The 17,059-nt window shown below is 34.4% G+C and carries 14 protein-coding genes; 6 read left to right on the top strand and 8 right to left on the bottom strand.

The features are described 5' to 3' along the window. Positions 1 to 948, top strand: a 948-nt coding sequence (locus GWR14_RS18235; RefSeq protein ID WP_317165167.1) for an RHS repeat-associated core domain-containing protein, incomplete at its 5' end; no start/stop codon positions are given. A gap of 16 nt (positions 949 to 964) precedes the next feature. Beyond that, the gene (locus GWR14_RS18240) at positions 965 to 1,312 is read left to right on the top strand and encodes a hypothetical protein (protein ID WP_163410519.1); all 348 of its coding nucleotides are present in this window, start codon (positions 965 to 967) and stop codon (positions 1,310 to 1,312) included. 992 nt (positions 1,313 to 2,304) lie between these two features. Here GWR14_RS18240 and GWR14_RS18245 read toward each other — a convergent pair. After that, on the bottom strand, positions 2,305 to 3,861 hold the full coding sequence (locus GWR14_RS18245) for a hypothetical protein (RefSeq protein WP_163410520.1): 1,557 nt from the start codon (positions 3,859 to 3,861) through the stop codon (positions 2,305 to 2,307). Positions 3,862 to 3,988: 127 nt separating this feature from the next. Here GWR14_RS18245 and yiaA point away from each other — a divergent pair, with 127 nt between their 5' ends. Beyond that, complete coding sequence (gene yiaA / locus GWR14_RS18250) at positions 3,989 to 4,462, top strand: inner membrane protein YiaA (protein ID WP_163410521.1); 474 nt, start codon at positions 3,989 to 3,991, stop codon at positions 4,460 to 4,462. A 270-nt stretch (positions 4,463 to 4,732) separates the two neighbouring features. Here the strand turns inward: yiaA and GWR14_RS18255 are convergent, their stop codons facing one another. From GWR14_RS18255 to GWR14_RS18265, 3 genes are all read right to left on the bottom strand, one after another. Beyond that, positions 4,733 to 6,493: an alpha-keto acid decarboxylase family protein gene (locus GWR14_RS18255; protein WP_163410522.1), complete on the bottom strand. Its 1,761-nt coding sequence runs from the start codon at positions 6,491 to 6,493 to the stop codon at positions 4,733 to 4,735. 1 nt (position 6,494) lies between these two features. Next, complete coding sequence (locus GWR14_RS18260; protein ID WP_163410523.1) at positions 6,495 to 8,216, bottom strand: flavin monoamine oxidase family protein; 1,722 nt, start codon at positions 8,214 to 8,216, stop codon at positions 6,495 to 6,497. Between the two features lie 305 nt (positions 8,217 to 8,521). Further along, positions 8,522 to 10,078, bottom strand: a complete 1,557-nt coding sequence (locus GWR14_RS18265; RefSeq protein ID WP_163410524.1) for a S41 family peptidase — start codon at positions 10,076 to 10,078, stop codon at positions 8,522 to 8,524. Positions 10,079 to 10,598: 520 nt separating this feature from the next. On the opposite strand from GWR14_RS18265, the gene GWR14_RS18270 reads away from it, so the two are divergent. Further along, positions 10,599 to 12,611, top strand: coding sequence for a M13 family metallopeptidase (locus GWR14_RS18270; RefSeq protein ID WP_163410525.1), 2,013 nt, complete (start codon positions 10,599 to 10,601; stop codon positions 12,609 to 12,611). 89 nt (positions 12,612 to 12,700) lie between these two features. Here GWR14_RS18270 and GWR14_RS24130 read toward each other — a convergent pair whose 3' ends face one another. Further along, positions 12,701 to 12,775 carry an IS3 family transposase gene (locus GWR14_RS24130; protein WP_394367939.1) on the bottom strand — a complete coding sequence of 25 codons (75 nt, stop codon included), beginning with the start codon at positions 12,773 to 12,775 and terminating at the stop codon, positions 12,701 to 12,703. A 292-nt stretch (positions 12,776 to 13,067) separates the two neighbouring features. On the opposite strand from GWR14_RS24130, the gene GWR14_RS18275 reads away from it, so the two are divergent. Beyond that, positions 13,068 to 14,153 carry an SGNH/GDSL hydrolase family protein gene (locus GWR14_RS18275; RefSeq protein ID WP_163410526.1) on the top strand — a complete coding sequence of 362 codons (1,086 nt, stop codon included), beginning with the start codon at positions 13,068 to 13,070 and terminating at the stop codon, positions 14,151 to 14,153. 166 nt (positions 14,154 to 14,319) lie between these two features. Here GWR14_RS18275 and GWR14_RS18280 read toward each other — a convergent pair whose 3' ends face one another. After that, positions 14,320 to 15,816: a S41 family peptidase gene (locus GWR14_RS18280; protein WP_163410527.1), complete on the bottom strand. Its 1,497-nt coding sequence runs from the start codon at positions 15,814 to 15,816 to the stop codon at positions 14,320 to 14,322. A 44-nt stretch (positions 15,817 to 15,860) separates the two neighbouring features. Here GWR14_RS18280 and GWR14_RS18285 point away from each other — a divergent pair, with 44 nt between their 5' ends. Continuing rightward, entirely contained in the window at positions 15,861 to 16,241 is a 381-nt protein-coding gene (locus GWR14_RS18285; protein WP_163410528.1) for a hypothetical protein, read from the top strand. Between the two features lie 146 nt (positions 16,242 to 16,387). Here GWR14_RS18285 and GWR14_RS18290 read toward each other — a convergent pair whose 3' ends face one another. Both GWR14_RS18290 and GWR14_RS18295 read right to left on the bottom strand, forming a co-directional pair. Continuing rightward, positions 16,388 to 16,666, bottom strand: a complete 279-nt coding sequence (locus GWR14_RS18290) for a type II toxin-antitoxin system RelE/ParE family toxin (RefSeq protein WP_163410529.1) — start codon at positions 16,664 to 16,666, stop codon at positions 16,388 to 16,390. Continuing rightward, the gene (locus GWR14_RS18295) at positions 16,659 to 16,904 is read right to left on the bottom strand and encodes a ribbon-helix-helix domain-containing protein (protein ID WP_163410531.1); all 246 of its coding nucleotides are present in this window, start codon (positions 16,902 to 16,904) and stop codon (positions 16,659 to 16,661) included. The genes GWR14_RS18290 and GWR14_RS18295 overlap by 8 nt, the downstream gene beginning before the upstream one ends. Positions 16,905 to 17,059 lie beyond the last annotated feature (155 nt).

The raw sequence follows: 17,059 nt of genomic DNA on the forward strand, positions 1-17,059 counted from the left end.
AATTATTACCCTTTTGGGATGAAGCATAAAGGATATAATACTGTTTCTACATCAACTAATCCGGCTTTAAAATATAAATACAATGGAAAAGAACTGCAAGACGAATTGGGACTTAATATGTACGACTATGGAGCACGTAATTATGACCCTTCATTAGGCAGATGGATGAACATTGACCCGCTGGCTGAATTATCAAGACGTTTTTCTCCTTACACTTACGCACTTAATAATCCTGTTTATTTTATTGACCCAGATGGAATGTTGGCTGAACCACCTGTTGGATTCGAGGCAGAAGATGCAACTATTTATAAGGATAAAGACGGAAGTTGGATATATTCCAAAGAAGATGCAACTTGGTATGGAATGTTTGGAGCTAAAAATATAAGTAATAGAGTTCAACTAGATGATGTTGTTGTTGAGTATGACTCTAATGAAGGCACTTACTTTGATAAAGATAATAAAGGTTCGGGGGAATATGGTCCATACATACCAGATGCAGTAGGAATAAGTTTAACAGTTAGTGTAAATACAGGCATTTTTGGAAGCTTTGGTGGAAATATTGGTGGTGCCATTGACGTTCATAATAATGTAGAAGGATTTGTTGGCGGATATGGAGATATTGGATATAATGGAAGTTTAGGTATTCCTAAAATAACTTTTGGAGCAAGTATTGATTTTCACGATAGTTATAATGGAAATGATGGTTCAGTTCTTGCAAATTCAATTCCTGGAGGTGTACTTGGCAATTTAGGTGGTGAAAGTCAAAGATACAATGGAGGTCTTGGACTTACTGGTGGATATTCTTATTCTTTAGACCCAAATACACAACAAAAAGCGGATTATGGAATTGAAACAAAAAGTATAGGCTTGGGATTTGGAATAAATGCACAGGCAGGAAGGGCAAGAAATTGGACATTTACAGAAATTTATAATAACCTTACCAATTAAAACTCTCTAAATTAAAATGGCAAAAAAAATATTATTAATATTAACATCAATTTTATTATCCAATTGTGGCAAAGTTGATTGTAGTAAATCTGTAGATTATTATAGACAAATGGATATGAATTTCGTTATTCTTGACAAAAAACCATTAAATCACGGCAGAGAAGTTAATTTTAAAATAAAAAATAATTTAAATAATAGAGATGAAATGTATTGTGAAGAAAACACTTGGTTTGCGTGGCATTATGTAGATTTTGAAGTGGGAGATACAATAATAAAAATTAAAGGGAAAACTACTTTTAGTATTCATAAGAAGGGTAAAATCTTGTCATTTCCTTATGAATGTGATGGTACAACTTATAAATGAGGTAATTTACCCCGCTCAAGAAACCTGAAGGCTCGGAAATGCCGTAATAAAGTCGTGAACGATGGTGCGGTTTTGTAAACCGTGCCCGCAAAGAGAATCGACAAAGATTAGAAAAAAGAAACCGAGCAATTGCTCGGTTTTTTGTTGTTAAGAAAGTTGCTGTTGCAAATTAGCTTTTAGAATGAAAGCATCCAGAAACTCTTTAACGAGCGATTTTTTTTGGTCGTTTAGTTTCCCCAGCTCCCAGCTCTCCGAAGAGTTCTTTATGAAAAGCTGCTCAAATGTCTTGTGAGACAGCCTCTTTTTATTTTTAAGTATTTGTTTTTTTTATGAATACAAAGCGTGTTGAGTTTTTGATCCATCAAGAGGTTTAGTGAAATTTAAACAAAACATAAATTTTAAAAAATGTTTAAAAAAAAGTTGTTTTTAGTAGGTGGTATAGTATTTATTGTGGAGTAAAAATGGAAAATCTATATGTTTATAAAATAAAATTAAACTTATCCTTATTCCAGTTGTTTTTTACGCAGTGCAAATATTATAATTAAATGTAGCTTATTAAGTTTACGCTCGGCTCTATAAAACTATATCAAATTAAAGAAACAACAATCTATTTCTTGTTAAAAAGTGTATTTCTATGCATTACTGTTAGGTAAAAAACTTAGGATTATTGTTTAAGCTAATTTTAAAACATCTTCCATGACAGACTTTACAAAAACTGGATGAGCTATTTGGAAGATAGCAGAATGCAAAATAACAGACTATGAACCTTGGGACTCAGTTGAAAACGGGATTCTGTTTTGGGATATTAGATTGAAAGTAAAAAAAGCAAAATATATGCGCATCATTGACCTGTAATTTAGATCTTACTTTTTATAATATACCAGCATTGAGTACTTTTTTATTAGGATAATTTACAGATGAATGTATCGAAATGTCTATTTTACAGGAGCAAAATGAGGATAATGAAGAATTATATGAAAAGCTATGGCCGGTTATTGAAGATCTTGGCTCTTGGTAAATAAAGTACTATCATTAGAATTTGTAGCAGGAAAATAGGTGGTTAAAAGATTTAAGGTTGTTTCATAAATTCCTTTTCGCCTCACTTTTGCAAGTAACCAGGACAGGAAACTCATAATTAAAATATCTTTCGGGCCATTTTGTGCATTAATTATAAAATCTTCTATTTCTTGTTGGAATTTTTGTGTTTGAATGATTTCGGGCTTCATTACATATTGCTCGATAAACAAAAGGTATTGCATAACGCGTTCTTCATTTACTGTCAAAAGGTATTTTTTATAGCGTCGTTTAAAACTTTTGATTCGTGATAAAGCCAGTTCTGTGTTTTCTTGCTGTGTATGCAGAAGGATTTCGACAAGACATTTTTTTATGGTCCAGTCCATGCCCATCTTTTTTTCGTACCAGCTGTCGGTATGGTTTAATTTTATCATTTCTTTTACAGCATTACGTCCTGCGTCTTGCTGTATGTAAAAAACAATCAGCATAAGACGGATATCATTACTGTCATTAGGATCTGCTTTTTTGTTTGAAGAAAGAGCTTTTTCGGCAATTTCTATTGCTTTTTGTGAATGACCGAGATAATTTTCATTGAAAGCCAATAACAGAAAATATCTCAGGCAGAATCGCTGATAATACTTTCCGGATTGTTTTTGAAGTTCAGTGAACATTAAATCAAGATAATTCATGGATTTCGTAAAGTGACCATTGCGAAAATAGAAGTTGGCTATAAAATACAAGATGTAAATATGATAGTATAAATGACGGTCTTTCAAATCTGTTTTTTTGCTAATGAACCGATAGCTTTTAATAACAAAAGACTGTATAAGAGAATAATTGTTGTTTATGGAGGCATATTCGTTGGCAATAAATAAGATTTGATACAGCGATTTAAAGGTCAATCCCTGTTTTAATGATATGCCATGTGTTTCAATAGTGTTTTTTATAACAGCCTGAAAATCTACAATCCGGCCTTCATGATAAATACCGGCAAGTTCACGTCGTAAAACAGCATAACCTAAATTCAGCTGTTCCTCATATTCGAGCTGTTTTTTATTGATTTTAAACTTCTCTATTGTTTTTTCGATGGGGTCTGAAAGATTGAAATGGGCAAATTGTATTTGTGTCAGATAGATTTCATTGAGGAGGCTGAAATGTTCAATGTTCAATGCAGTCTCTTCGGCTTTTGCCAGGCATTTAAAAGCTGTTTTTATCAATTTATGTTCAAAAAACAAACGGCTTACAACAATAAGACGAAGTGTTGCATTTTCTTGCGAATTATCATTTTCAAAACTTCGGTTCGCCATAAAATCGATCATGTTATCATAGAGCCTTTTTCGAAGTGCATGATAAGCGTCAATATTTTTTTTGTTTTTTAAAACACTTTTTTTATGTTTTATATCATCAGTTTTTAAAGAATCGAATAAAGCTATATTGCCTGTGTCTTTACGCTTATTCTTTTTTGAGAGATACTGTTTGAATGCCTTTTTTTCTGTTTCATTCATCATGTTGGCTATTTCCTGAAGTGCATTCATACGGATAGTTTTATTAGGATAAAAATAATAAAATTAATTTTATATCATCAGTTTTGTAAATAAATTGATTTTCACAACTTCTGTTTCATGCTGACATTTGCCTCATAATTATAAAACATAAAAAATTATGGAACCGCTAAAATCAAACGAATCAAACAACATTTCAGAATTAAAAAATGCAGGATTTAATAATGGATATATCCCTTTTAAGCCAAGTGCAGCCTTTGTGGGGGCATCCTGGATGACATTAATTATAGGGATTGCTTCCTATTGTATTGGTCTTAACAATTCGGATATGGCTTATAACGAAAAAGGATACTATTTTACAATTCTTCTTTTTGGGCTTTTTTCTGCAATATCAGTGCAAAAAAGCGTAAGAGACAGGCTGGAGGGCATCCCTGTAACCGATTTATATTACGGTCTAAGTTGGTTTAGTACCGTTGCTGCTGTAGTATTACTAATAATTGGTCTGTGGAATGCCGATTTACTGCTCAGCGAAAAAGGATTCTTCGGAATGTCTTTTGTATTAGGACTGTTTTCTGCTCTTGCAGTGCAAAAAAACACCAGAGATCTTAAACAATATGAATCGACTAACATATAGTTTTTAGCGGGCCTCATTACTGACACAGAATTGTGCAGTTTTGAGGTTTTCTAAACTTGAGAATCAAGTTTAGGTATATTTGTTGATTTGGGATTAAGTTATTAGTATGTAGTTGTTTATATTGATAAAGAGCAGCCGTAAAAAGTGTAAAAATGATAAAGTAAAAAAAAAGTAAACACAGATTAATTAAAAGAGCCGCCTCAGAAATAAAAACTGAGCCGGCTTTTATTTATGCTGACTTAATGTTTTAAAAGTTAACTTGTTTTAAAGCTAGCATAAGCTCCAATCTTTATCCAGAAATTCATCTTCTCCGGGTTCCTCTGTTTTATAAGCAATGGCTTCCGGAATAGACGTTTTTGGTATGTTTACATGTATAATGGTATTTTCCTTAATCCCTTCAAGCTGTGTCAAAACTTCCTCAAGTTCCTCAAGGCTGCTAATTTCAAAACCTTTGCCTCCAAATACATCAACGAGTTTTGAATATTTCCAACGATGCATTTCGTTGTAATTGTAAACTTCGTTTAAATCGGGAACGCTGTATTCTACCTTGTTTGCACCACGAAATGGATTAGGATTAACAAGCATTTGTTCGATTCCATAAATACCATTATCCAAAACAAAAACAATGGTATCGTGTTTAAGTTTGCTCTGTGTAGATATAGCCTGACAGGTTTCCTGAAAAGCACCGTCTCCAACAAATACTACCGGTCTTTTATCAGGTCTGGCGCATTTTATTCCCGTTGCTGCAGGAACAGAATATCCTATCGAAAGCCATGATGCCTGTGCTATGAATCCGTTAGGTTCTGCAATACGGATGCCCTGAGCACCCAATAAAGGGAAGCCCGCATCGGCAACGACTATATGTCTTTCGTCTATAAAACTATTGATTCGCTTGAAAAATGTATCATAAGTAAGCGCCGGTTTCCCTTTTTTCGTGATTCTGTTATCAGCTAAAAAAAAGGATTCGGGTAGCTTCTTAGAACCATACATTTCGTAAGCGCTAAAGGTAACTTTTATAAGTTCCTCTTTCAGGAATATAATAAAATCTCTTAGCGATACATTTGCTATATAAGAAGCACCAATCCTTACACCGCTGTGATTGGCAAGTACAGTATCTTCTTTCCAGACATCAAAACCGCCCAGGTTTTTGCCGGTAGTCCATACACCAAGACCAATTTTCAGCTGGGCTTTTTCGAATTGTTCCTTGACATCTTTTGGCGATGCCTTACCATTAAAAACACCTTTGAACTTAGGATGATTTTCGGACACGATTGATTTCCCGAGTATAGAGGTTACAAACTCAGTATTGGTAGTTTCGATCAAATTCAGAAATTCCTTTTGAATACCGTAGCGCTGGATTTCAATACCGCCCCAGAAAATAATTTCTTTTCCACTTGCCATTGCAGCGACTCTTTGAGCTGCCTTGCGTGCACTGTTTTTGCATTTAGAAGTTTCTTTTTCTGTTAATGGAACAGCAGGCGGATCGCATTCCATTCGCCATGCATCTTCAAAAACTTCAAGATAAACAGGTCTTCCGTATAAAATACAGGCATTTAGTACCGCATCAATTTTATAGGGAGCATCTGATGAACCTGTTACTTGTTCGGCTGCAACGGTAACATTTCGAAATACATTGATGTTACTGTACATATCACCTGTCATATGTGATGCCAGCATGCCCTGAACGAGGCTTCGCTGCTGATCTTTGTTGGTTGGAGCTCCATTAATGACAAGTACAGGGCAATGCTCTACATAAGAACCTGCAACCGAATTAAGCAATGTAAATGCTCCCACGCCATATGTTACCGCTACTGCAGCAAAACCATTTTGACGTGCGTAAGCGTCTGTACAATGTCCGGCATTTATTTCATTTGTGTCGTTAACGATTTTAATTTTTGCTTTTTTGTCTTCGTGGATAGTATTTAAAAACGGTGCAGTATAATTGCCTGCAATTCCAAATAAATGCGTAAGTCCTAATTGTTCCAGACGTATTTGCAGGTATTTTGCAACGGTGATTTTATTCTGTGACATCTTAAATAGGATTATTCAGGTTACCAGTATTTTCGTTAACTTCAAGTGCCGTACGGATTCCTGACTCGATCGCACCTTCAATCCATGCATGTTTCAAAGAAGTATGCTCTCCTGCAAAATGTGCTTTTCCTTCCCATTCGGTTGAAATGATATGTTGCTGTAACAAGTGTAGCTGTCCCGGATTAAATATTGCCGCTTCACCATAAGCATATGGATCGCGCATCCAGCTTTGTGTTGCACCACCAATTAATTTCCCAGCTTTGTCCTTACGATTTTTGATACTCGAACTCACTACGGCAAGGTCAATGATACGCTGTTGTTCCTTCTCGTCATCAGAGTGCATGATGGCCAGATTTTTAAGTGCATAAAAATATCGGTCGTCGTCGTCCATAGAATCCCAGCGGCTTGCTTCGTCAGACCAGCAATAAGAGGCCAGCATGACGCCATGTCCTTTACTTCCTAAATCATTGCTAGGGTAGTAGGTAAAACGGTTCGAAAAGTCAGTAATTGTACCACCGCCCACAATATTATAGGGTGCTTCTTGCCACCATTTTTCACGAAATTCAAGTAATATTTTAGTAGCAGAATCGTAGTGCAGTTCACGTATTGCTTTTCTTTTAAGCTGATCGAATTGAGGTGTTACATACACATGTCTTAATGCAGAAAAAGGGATGGTGACAATTATTTCATCAAATTCCAGATCGCTAACTGGCGTTTTTAATGCTTTGAACCCAGCGTCTTCATAATATTGAAAATCACGCTGAACTTCAATATCCACTTCTATTTTTACTTTGTTGTTAACGAGCATCATTTTGGTCATTCTGCAGTCAAAATAGGTGTTTTCTTCAAGATGATGGGCTTTAAAGAATGCATTTGGCAGCATGTCGCTTCCGCCCACAATTTCCAAAAAACGGGTAGAATCTTTGATGATATTTTGCTCAATAAAACTCTGGATAAAATCATAGGCCATTCTGGACTCCAGATTTTGCATTACACCAATCATTTCGATGGCATTTTCTGAATACATCGAATTTTCCTTTAAAAAACGACGCATCGAATATTCTCCGTAACGCTCGATTAATATTGGCCAGTTTTTTTCTGGGTCTTCAGCAATAAAAGCCTTAAGCGGATTAATGAGATTGGCCATTAACAGGTCGGCACGCATGTTTTCACTGCTGCCGAGATGAAAGTCCAGTAATTTGTTTACATCAACCTTTGTAGTTTTATCTTTTGGGATATATTGATTCTGCACAACACGTTTGCGGTTAACATAGAAAATAGAATTTCTGGTAACTTCAGGCTCTGGTTTAGAAGAATCGGCCTGATGCGCAATTGCCTGTTCCTTATCTACAGAGAGATAATAAAAAGGTTCTGTTTTAAGTCCGAGTTTATCAATGTATTTTAAAACCATTTGGTGTATGGTCGGGATACGCATCGCACCGGCTTCGCCATAAACACTGTCGTCTTCAAAATATTTTTTCTCCTTAGAATTTCTAAAAGTTTTAATCCTGCCGCCAACACGGGTATTTGACTCGACAATCGTAACTTTATGCCCAGCTTGTTTTAATAAAGCTGCGGCTACCATTCCGGCCATTCCGGCACCAATGATTAATACATCTTTTGGTTTATTCGTACGAGGAATTCCTTCGTCGATGTATTTTAAGTATTGCTGTATAATTGGGTCGTTGTCTTCGTCGAGTAAGCCGTGTAAATAGTTTTCCATGATTAGGTGGTTTAATTATTGGTTTATTCTTTTTGTGAATCAAATTCTGTAACAAATAAAATCAGTAAAATCCGAATTTTCACGAGTAATTCTACCTGTTTTTATGTTGCAGAATAAGAGATTTTCATTTCTCCCGATCAAAAACACTATTTTTTTGTATTGCACAATCTTGTTTTGTGTCTTTTTTCTTGTAATGTGTAAATTTTATAACAGCCGCCTTCTCGCTATTTACGTTTTATCTTAAACAAAAAGCTCCAGAGAAATCTGGAGCTTTTTGTCGGTTTTTGGAAGTACAAAACACGAAATTATTTTGTTTTTATAAGTTTAAGTATAAATTCCATTTGTGTATCTTTTTGTTGGAAAAAATCATTTAAAGTAGGCCATACTTCATAGTCTGGTATAATACCGTGACCTTCCGGTTGGTTATCCTTCTTGGGAGCATCCTGTACCAGATTTACAATCGAAAATTGTGTTTTGATCTTTGAATTCGGAAGCTCATAAACCAGTGGAGTATGTCCATTATGACGATAGTAACCGCCCACAGTCTCAACACCAACGATAGTAACATTTTGAACATACCCTTTTACAAGAGAAGCAAAATGAGAAGCAGCTGATGCCACATTTTCATTAATCAAAAGATAAAGTTTGCCTCTAAAGAAGGGCGATTTAGGATAATAAACCGGATTGTATTTTTGGTTTTGTATACTTATATTATTTTTGAAAACCGGATAAACATCTTTCAGATATGCTTTACCCATTTTCCTGGAAACACTATCCAGCCGCTCTGATGTTGAAACGCCCCAGAAATATTTTTCGTAAGGTAAAAAATTAGGGTCAAATATTATAGTAGCCTTTACATTTTCTTTGAATGATTTATCTGTGAGATACATTACAGGCTGTTCAAAGTTAGGGTCACTGCCTCCGGGATTATTTCTAACATCAATGATCAGATTGGAAACTTTGTTTTTGTCAAGAGTGTTAAAAATGCTGTCAAGGAATTGCACATACGGTTTAAACTTAGGATCGTCTGATCCCGATGCCATGCCAAACGATCTTAGGTTTAACAAACCTATAGCCGGATTAAGCATGCGAAAGCTATAAGCAGGTTGTTGCCTGAAATCGGTCAATTCAGTAACAGGGGCACTAAATCTGTTTTTAATGTTTGTTTCTCTTTCATGCAGCGTTACCGCAGGAAGTACCTTTTTTTTGGGAGATTCAGATTTTGGTGAGATATATTCTATAACAAATTCATCATGAAGACCATATTCCAGCAGATAGTTTATTCCAAACGATTTGTTTACACTGGCCGATAACTTTTCTGTAATAGTATAACCATCTGCTGTATAATATTTATAAAAAGATTGCATCAATTGTACATCATTTACCCCATTAATGCTTTTTATTCTCGCACCGGGCGGTATATCCGATGATTGTCCATCGAAAATTATTTGTCCGTTAATATAGAGAAGAGGATAAGGGAAAAATGATTTTTGTCTGTTTAGGAAATTTATTAAATCGAGGTTAGGAATGGTGTAGTTATGTACACTTCCTTCATAATCGGTCAGGCGGAGTATTATTTTGTAAAATTCGATAACACTCATAGGTTTTTTAATGCTTTTAATAGTACTGTTGTAGATACTGTCTATTTGTTTTTTAGAACGATATTGGTACAAGCCGGAATTTGATTTTTTACGTATGGCAAGGAGCACTTTAAGATCCTCATGTATCTGTTTTTCCGAAAGCATTTTGTTGTACAGCAGTAAGCTGTCTTTTATGTTTTTATCAGGACTTTGTGCCTGAATTTTAAACGACAGAAAAAATAATAAGATGGTAGAAATTGATATCAGACTTTTATTATTCATGAAGACAGATGATAATTTGATTATAAAGAGGATTTGTGCACAATTAATTTGCTTCTGTAAAGTCAATATTTATGGTTCTAATTTTCATAGTTTAAGATTTACTATTGACAATTCTTACAGACTACTCTTGTGATAAAAATAAGATAAAATTTACATTATGACAAAAGAAAATGAATGAAATTAAAAACCGGAAGAATGTTAATTGACTAATTAATAGATGTTTGTTTTGATTCTATGATTTTAATGAGGACTACTGATAAAACTAATATTGATGTCTAAAAACTAGCAAACAGTACAGATATGAATAGTAATACAGGTTATAACTTAAAATATTTAAAAAATTTTAGAAAGTAGCGCAAAGAAGACTTTCGCAACTATAATAATTAAGGGATATAAACTTTAGAATTTGAAGCTGAATTCGTATATTGTTGTACTAAAATCAAATATGCAGGGCATATACATTTTAAAACAGTTGCCTTCAGATGGTTTTTAGTTCATTTTAATAGAAATAGTCCAGATTATGAAAAAAACATTAATGCTCTTCATTGTATGCTTAGCTTTTACAGCGTGCTCAAAACATCAGGGGAAAAAAAATATTGCAATCACTGGAATAGATTCCACATTGCGGCCTGGGAATGATTTTTTTAGATATGTAAATGGTAAATGGTATGATTCGGTATCAATACCAGCCTCTCAAGCCGGAGTGGGTGCCTATATGTTTATGAATTTCCCGCAACGAATGCGCCTGCAGGGAATATTGGACAGTGTTTCGAAAAGCGAGAATCCGGCAGGAAGTATAGCGCAAAAGGTAGGGGATTTTTACGCATCAGGTATGGATACTGTAACGATTGACAAACGTGGTTATCAACCAATCAAACCGCTGCTTGCCAAAATTGAAGCCATTAGCGATTTACCTTCATTAATGAACTTTGTAGTTAACGAAGTAAAAGCAGGCAATCCTTCTATTATAGGTTTTGGAGTGTCACCCGATGAAAAAAATAGCAGCATGAACATTGCTCAACTTTATCAGACCGGCATCGGCTTGCCCGACAGGGATTATTATTTCAAATCAGATTCGTCAACTGTTGCCATACAGGAAGCATATAAAAAATACCTTGTTACATTGTTTCAACAAACGGGTAGCAATCCCGAAGAGGCTAAAAAGAGTGCCAATTTGGTTTACAGTATTGACAAACAACTCGCCATTTCGCATAAAACAAAAGTAGAACTTCGCGATGTGCAGGCAAATTATAATAAAACGGCTGTGGCAGATCTTGTAAAAAAACATCCTAATATAGGCTGGACTACTTTTTTAAATAATTTGGGTGCTAAAACTGATTTCATCAATGTAGGACAACCTGCCTATTATGATGCTCTAAATAAGCTTTTAAAAACTATCCCGATTAATGATTGGAAAATTTACCTGAAAGCAAATTCTATAGAAAGATATGCAGATGATTTAAGCAAGCCTTTTGTCGATGCTTCATTTGAATATACCAAAGCGCTTTCTGGTCAGGCTGTTCAAAAATCACGTGGCGAAAAAATGGCAAATGTCGTAGACAATTACTTAGGCGAAGCATTAGGTGAATTGTATGTAAAGAAATATTTTTCAGAAGATGCCAAAAAACGTATGTTAATCCTCGTAAATAATCTGCAAAAAGCGTATGGCGAAAGAATTGATAAATTAGAATGGATGAGCCCTGTTACAAAACAAAAAGCTAAAGAAAAATTGTTTGCCATTACAAAGAAAATAGGATATCCGGATAAATGGAGAGACTATAGTAGTGTACATATCGCAAGAGATACCTATTTTGAAAATATGGTTTCGGCCTCAACAGCTGCATATCAATTTCAGTTGGAAAAATTGGGTAAGCCAGTCGATAAATCAGAATGGTATACTACACCTCCAACAGTTACGGCATATAATAACCCTACAGCAAATGAAATAGTTTTTCCGGCGGGTATTTTACAACCCCCATATTTTGATAATAATGCAGATGATGCGCTTAACTATGGAGGAATTGGAATGGTTATAGGTCACGAAATAACCCATACTTTTGATGATCAGGGAGCTCAATATGACAAGGATGGCAACTTAAAAAACTGGTGGACAAAAGAGGATTATGCGCAGTTTAAATCAAGAATACAACAGGTTATCAATTTGTATAGTACCTATACTGTTTTAGGTGATCTGCACATTAATGGTGCGATGACAGTGGGTGAAAATACAGCAGATATTGCCGGAATAGCTGTTGCCTATGATGCTTTTAAAATGACTCAGCAAGGACAAGGAAATACAAAAATTGACGGTTTTACTCCTGACCAGCGCTTCTTTATTTCTATAGCCAAAATATGGAGAGTAAAAATGAAAGATGAGTTTCTGCGTTTGTGGATTAACAATAATCCACATTCTCCACCAAATTGGCGTGTGAATGGCCCTTTAATGAATACAACACCTTTTTACGATGCATTTAATGTAAAACCCGGAGATAAAATGTTTTTACCGAAGAAAGACAGGATAACAATTTGGTAAATACCCTGACACGACTAAGTATTCTAATGAAAAGCTGTGAAAAAGTCAGTAGACTGCACCCAAAAGCTTAGACTAATTTATAATTAAATTTAATAATGGTGAGCTCGATATTGTATCGGGCTCATTCCTTTTAGGTTTAGTTTTATTCTATAGTATTTATATATCCAACGATTTCTTCTTTATAATTAATTTAATAGAGAAGTATATTTCTTAAGATAAAAGTTATACAGAAGAAATTTTTTATAACAGCATTGTCAATATTAAGATGTTGTTTTAAGGGCAGAGACTTATAAATGGTTTCATTTTCTCATGAAGACTTGAATAGGTAGTTGCAAAGTAGGCTCCGAAAGTTTTTTAGGATAACATAGTGTGATTATATGTTTGATGAATACTTTGAAGAGCGGAATGAATAGATTAAATAATAACTTTACATTTTTCTAAATTAATTATATAATTATGATCAATTTCAAAAAACTACAAGTGTTAGTTTTATTTGCTTTCATTTCATGCGGTTACGCACAGCAGTTTGTCAAGCCGGATAATAAAAGAATCAATTACACGGGGAGAGTAGATGTTTCGACAGATTCTACTATGTTTTACTGGCCTGGTACTACAGCCGGGATAACCTTTAAAGGCTCGGGTGTTTCAGTAAAAATGAAGTCTTTTAAAGAGAAAGCATTTTTTTACGCCATAATCGACAAAGACGATAAAAAACCTTTTAAGTTTGAGACAGATAATACCCTTAGAACGATTGATATAGCTAAAAATCTTGGTTCGGGTACCCATACATTAGAAATATATAAACTATCAAATTCTACATCAGTTAATGTATTTTATGGATTTGAACTTTATGGTCAGACAAAATTATTGAAGAATGCTGACCATCGTATCAGGAAAATTGAATTCTATGGAAATTCAATTACAGCCGGGCATGGTGTAGATGTCCCCGAAGGGGGAAGAGACTCGGGAGCTCCGGAATATTTCAATAATTATTATACCTATGCTGCTCTAACAGCGAGACATTATAATGCGAAACCATTTATTATTGCCCGAAGCGGAATAGGAATTACGGTAAGCTGGTTTCCTGAAATTATGCCTGAGACATACAATCGTACTGCACCGCTGGATCCTTTAAGTAAATGGGATTTTACAAAGTACACGCCGGATATTGTAGTAGTTAATCTTTTTCAGAATGATTCCTGGATTGTAAACAGGCCGGAACATGAACAGTTTAAACGAAGATTTGGTACAGAGAAACCATCAGAAACCTTTATAATTCAATCTTATGCTGATTTTGTTCGTTCAGTTAGAAATAAATATCCGTCGGCGAGTATAATTTGTGCTTTAGGCAATATGGATGCTACCAGATCTGGTTCTGAATGGCCTGGCTATATCCAAAAGGCCGTTGATCAATTAAACGATAAAAAAATATATACCTTGGTTTTTCCCTATAAAGAAAGAGGAAACCATCCTGATAGAAAAGAACAGGAAGCAATGTCAAAACAGCTAATTGAATTTATTGATCGTAATATAAAATGGTAAATAGTCAGGCAATTGGAGCAAAAATAGAAGTATAAGAATCACATTTGTTTCGTCAAATTCCTGTCGCTCCCCCGAAGTGTTCCTTATGAAAATCTGCGTTAGAAAGGAACATTTCGGAGAGAGTTCGGATTGATGATTTTAATTTCTAAATTTAATTTCGTGCTACTTATTCTTTTTTCAACCTTTTAAAATTCTCAATATATAAACCTTTGGCAGTATTTGTAGGGTTGAATGCAGCAAGGTTGTCAATTCTTAGAGACAAAGAAGTATCGGTGGTTTTAGCTGTAGTTCGCAGGGTTTGGCCTGTAATTAATTCGAGAGCTTTCTTTAAATAAGGATCTTTTACGTTTCCAAATTCAACCAGATTTAAGAAAGTGCTATATGGATTAATTTCGTAATCAGGTGTAATTTTCGTTGGATTTGCGTCTTTGTCTTTGTTATAATATGAAAATGTAATGGGTTGCAGTTGCCATTTGTGTTTAGTACTTCGATTGGTATAAGAGATATAATTATAAGCAGGAGAATCGTATAGCGTGTTGGATCCTACAAATTTGCCAACCGTTTCTTCACCTATTGTGATTACGTTAATGTATTTTTTTAGACATTGAATGGTGAGTTCGCTGGCAGAAGCGGTTTGAAAACTTACCAGCACATATATTTTTGTCAAAGCAAGGCTGTTTATACTTTCTTCTCTCTGAAAAGTTGGTTCGTTATCAACCAGGTTAAAAATGTTTACTTTTTCGGAAAGATTTTCATAGCCGTCTTCACTATTGTGTTTATTATTGAAGTCTAAGTAAATATAGGGTTTGTTGGTAAAACTTCCGTTAATCATTTGTGCCAGAGCAACTGCTGTTTCTAATGATCCTCCTCCATTGTATCTTAAATCCAAAACCAATTCGTTAATTCCATCCGATTGCATTTTAGCGAAAGCCGCATTGAGTTCGTCATTATAATCGGATTTGAAACCATTATACACCAAATAACCAATATTTTTGCTGCCATATACTTTCTTTTCGTAATAAGCAACCGGGTTTTCATCAATATCAGCTTTTGTTACAGTTACAGTTCCTGTTTTATCTGTGGTTACTAAACTACTACTTGTTAATAGCACACTTGCTGCCAGAGTAATGGTAACTTGTGTATTTTCTAGCTGGTCATAATTACTTGCAGTAAGCTGGCTTCCATTTATTTTTGTAATAACGTCGCCTCTTTTTAATCCTGCTAGAGCTGCTGGTGAGCCGGGTACAATGTAGTTAATTAAAGCCACCATATTTGTACCGGATGCGTCTTTAGGATAAATTGCATAACTAAAGCCACCTTTTTTTTCGACTTCTGCAATTTTTGAAACATTCACTATTTCATTACTGTTTTCAATCCAGGAGAATCTATCGATAGTTCCTCTTTGATACAGGAGTGAATAAAAAAGCGCATCGGGAGTTTTTCCGTTAATAAATTTGTTATATGCTGTGGTAGAAGTGATTTTGCTGTCAGACAAATCAGCAACGTTGGGTTGCCAGTAGTACCAGGAATTCATAGCTTTCCAAACAAAGTTGTTAATCTCGTCAGGCTCGGTAGTTGTAGTTTCATTAGAATCAGAATCCTTGCTGCAAGCTGTAAAAATCAACCCTATAAGTAGTGTTTTAACAATATATTTTAATTTCATTATTTTTTCAATCGTTAAATTTGTGGATATAAAACGCCAAAAGTATGAGAAATAGTATTCCAAAAGCCGTCTTTTTATTATTTTCTTTCGGATTTTTTTTTCTTTTTTCCTGTTCCCGACAACTTTTAGATGTTAAAAACCAAACGTATAAAAGTTATAACAGGAATAGTGAGAGAGGATATGTAGTTAGTTTTAAATTAAATGACGCTGCTGTTGTTCCTAAATCGATCGTGATTAATGGTATTATTCAGGATATAGCAAAAGAAAATAAAATTGGAGATACTTACCAGGTAAATGTGATTACACAAACTACCATAATTCATAATTACCAGGTAAAATTAGATAAAAAAGAAAATGGAATTTATTTTGAGAAAAATTCCAATATATTTTTTCAGCCTGTAAAATTCAAATTAATCACAGACTAATTGAAAAAGTTTAAATTACTTTTTTATAAATACAAGTAAATCAACTGCTCTCCGAAGTATTCCTTATGAAAAGTTGTTCAAATGTTTAGATTATATGCATTTTAAATCCTCGATTGCCCTGAAACTCTTTTGGTAATTGAACTGTTTCAAAAGTCTTGTCTTCCAATAATGGTAATAATCTCTACCCTTTTATCTCCTTTAATTTGGTAGTAAATAGTATCAATACCACAAACACAATAACGATATCCTTTTTTAATGTGATCTGCAGATGGAAATAAAAAAGGATTTTCCTCTATTTTTTCAAAACAATCATAAAACATATTAAAATAGCTGTCAGCCTGATTAATACCAAACTTACTAACACCATAATAATAGATTCTTTTTAAATCTTCTTTGGCTTCACTACTTAAATAGTAGCTATACATTAGGCAGATCTTTTTTAAATTCGGCTAACATTTCTTCTCTCGTTTGTTTTTTTGTGAAACCGCTTTTTTCTCCCTTATCTATTTTAGCTCTCACAAATTCAAAATATTCTTCTTGTGAGCGAGCCTGCTTAATCAAATAGTTAATAGCTTCACTTTTACTGCTAAACTCTTCTGTATTAACCTGATTTTTCAACCACTCCTCATTAGGGGCAGTTAAGGATATACTTTGTCGTGTCATAATAATATAAATTATGGATTGGTGTAAATTTACACCAAAACTTTTAAATTAAAAATAGATTTGAATGAAATAGTTTTTTCGAGCTTGATTAAGAAACGATAGCGCGAAAATTCTTTCCGTGCACGTTCCTATATATTAATAAAAGTTGTTGTAAA

Origin of the sequence: Flavobacterium ajazii, from assembly GCF_010614725.1 — a bacterium.
In the GTDB taxonomy this organism is placed as follows: Bacteria; Bacteroidota; Bacteroidia; order Flavobacteriales; family Flavobacteriaceae; genus Flavobacterium; species Flavobacterium ajazii.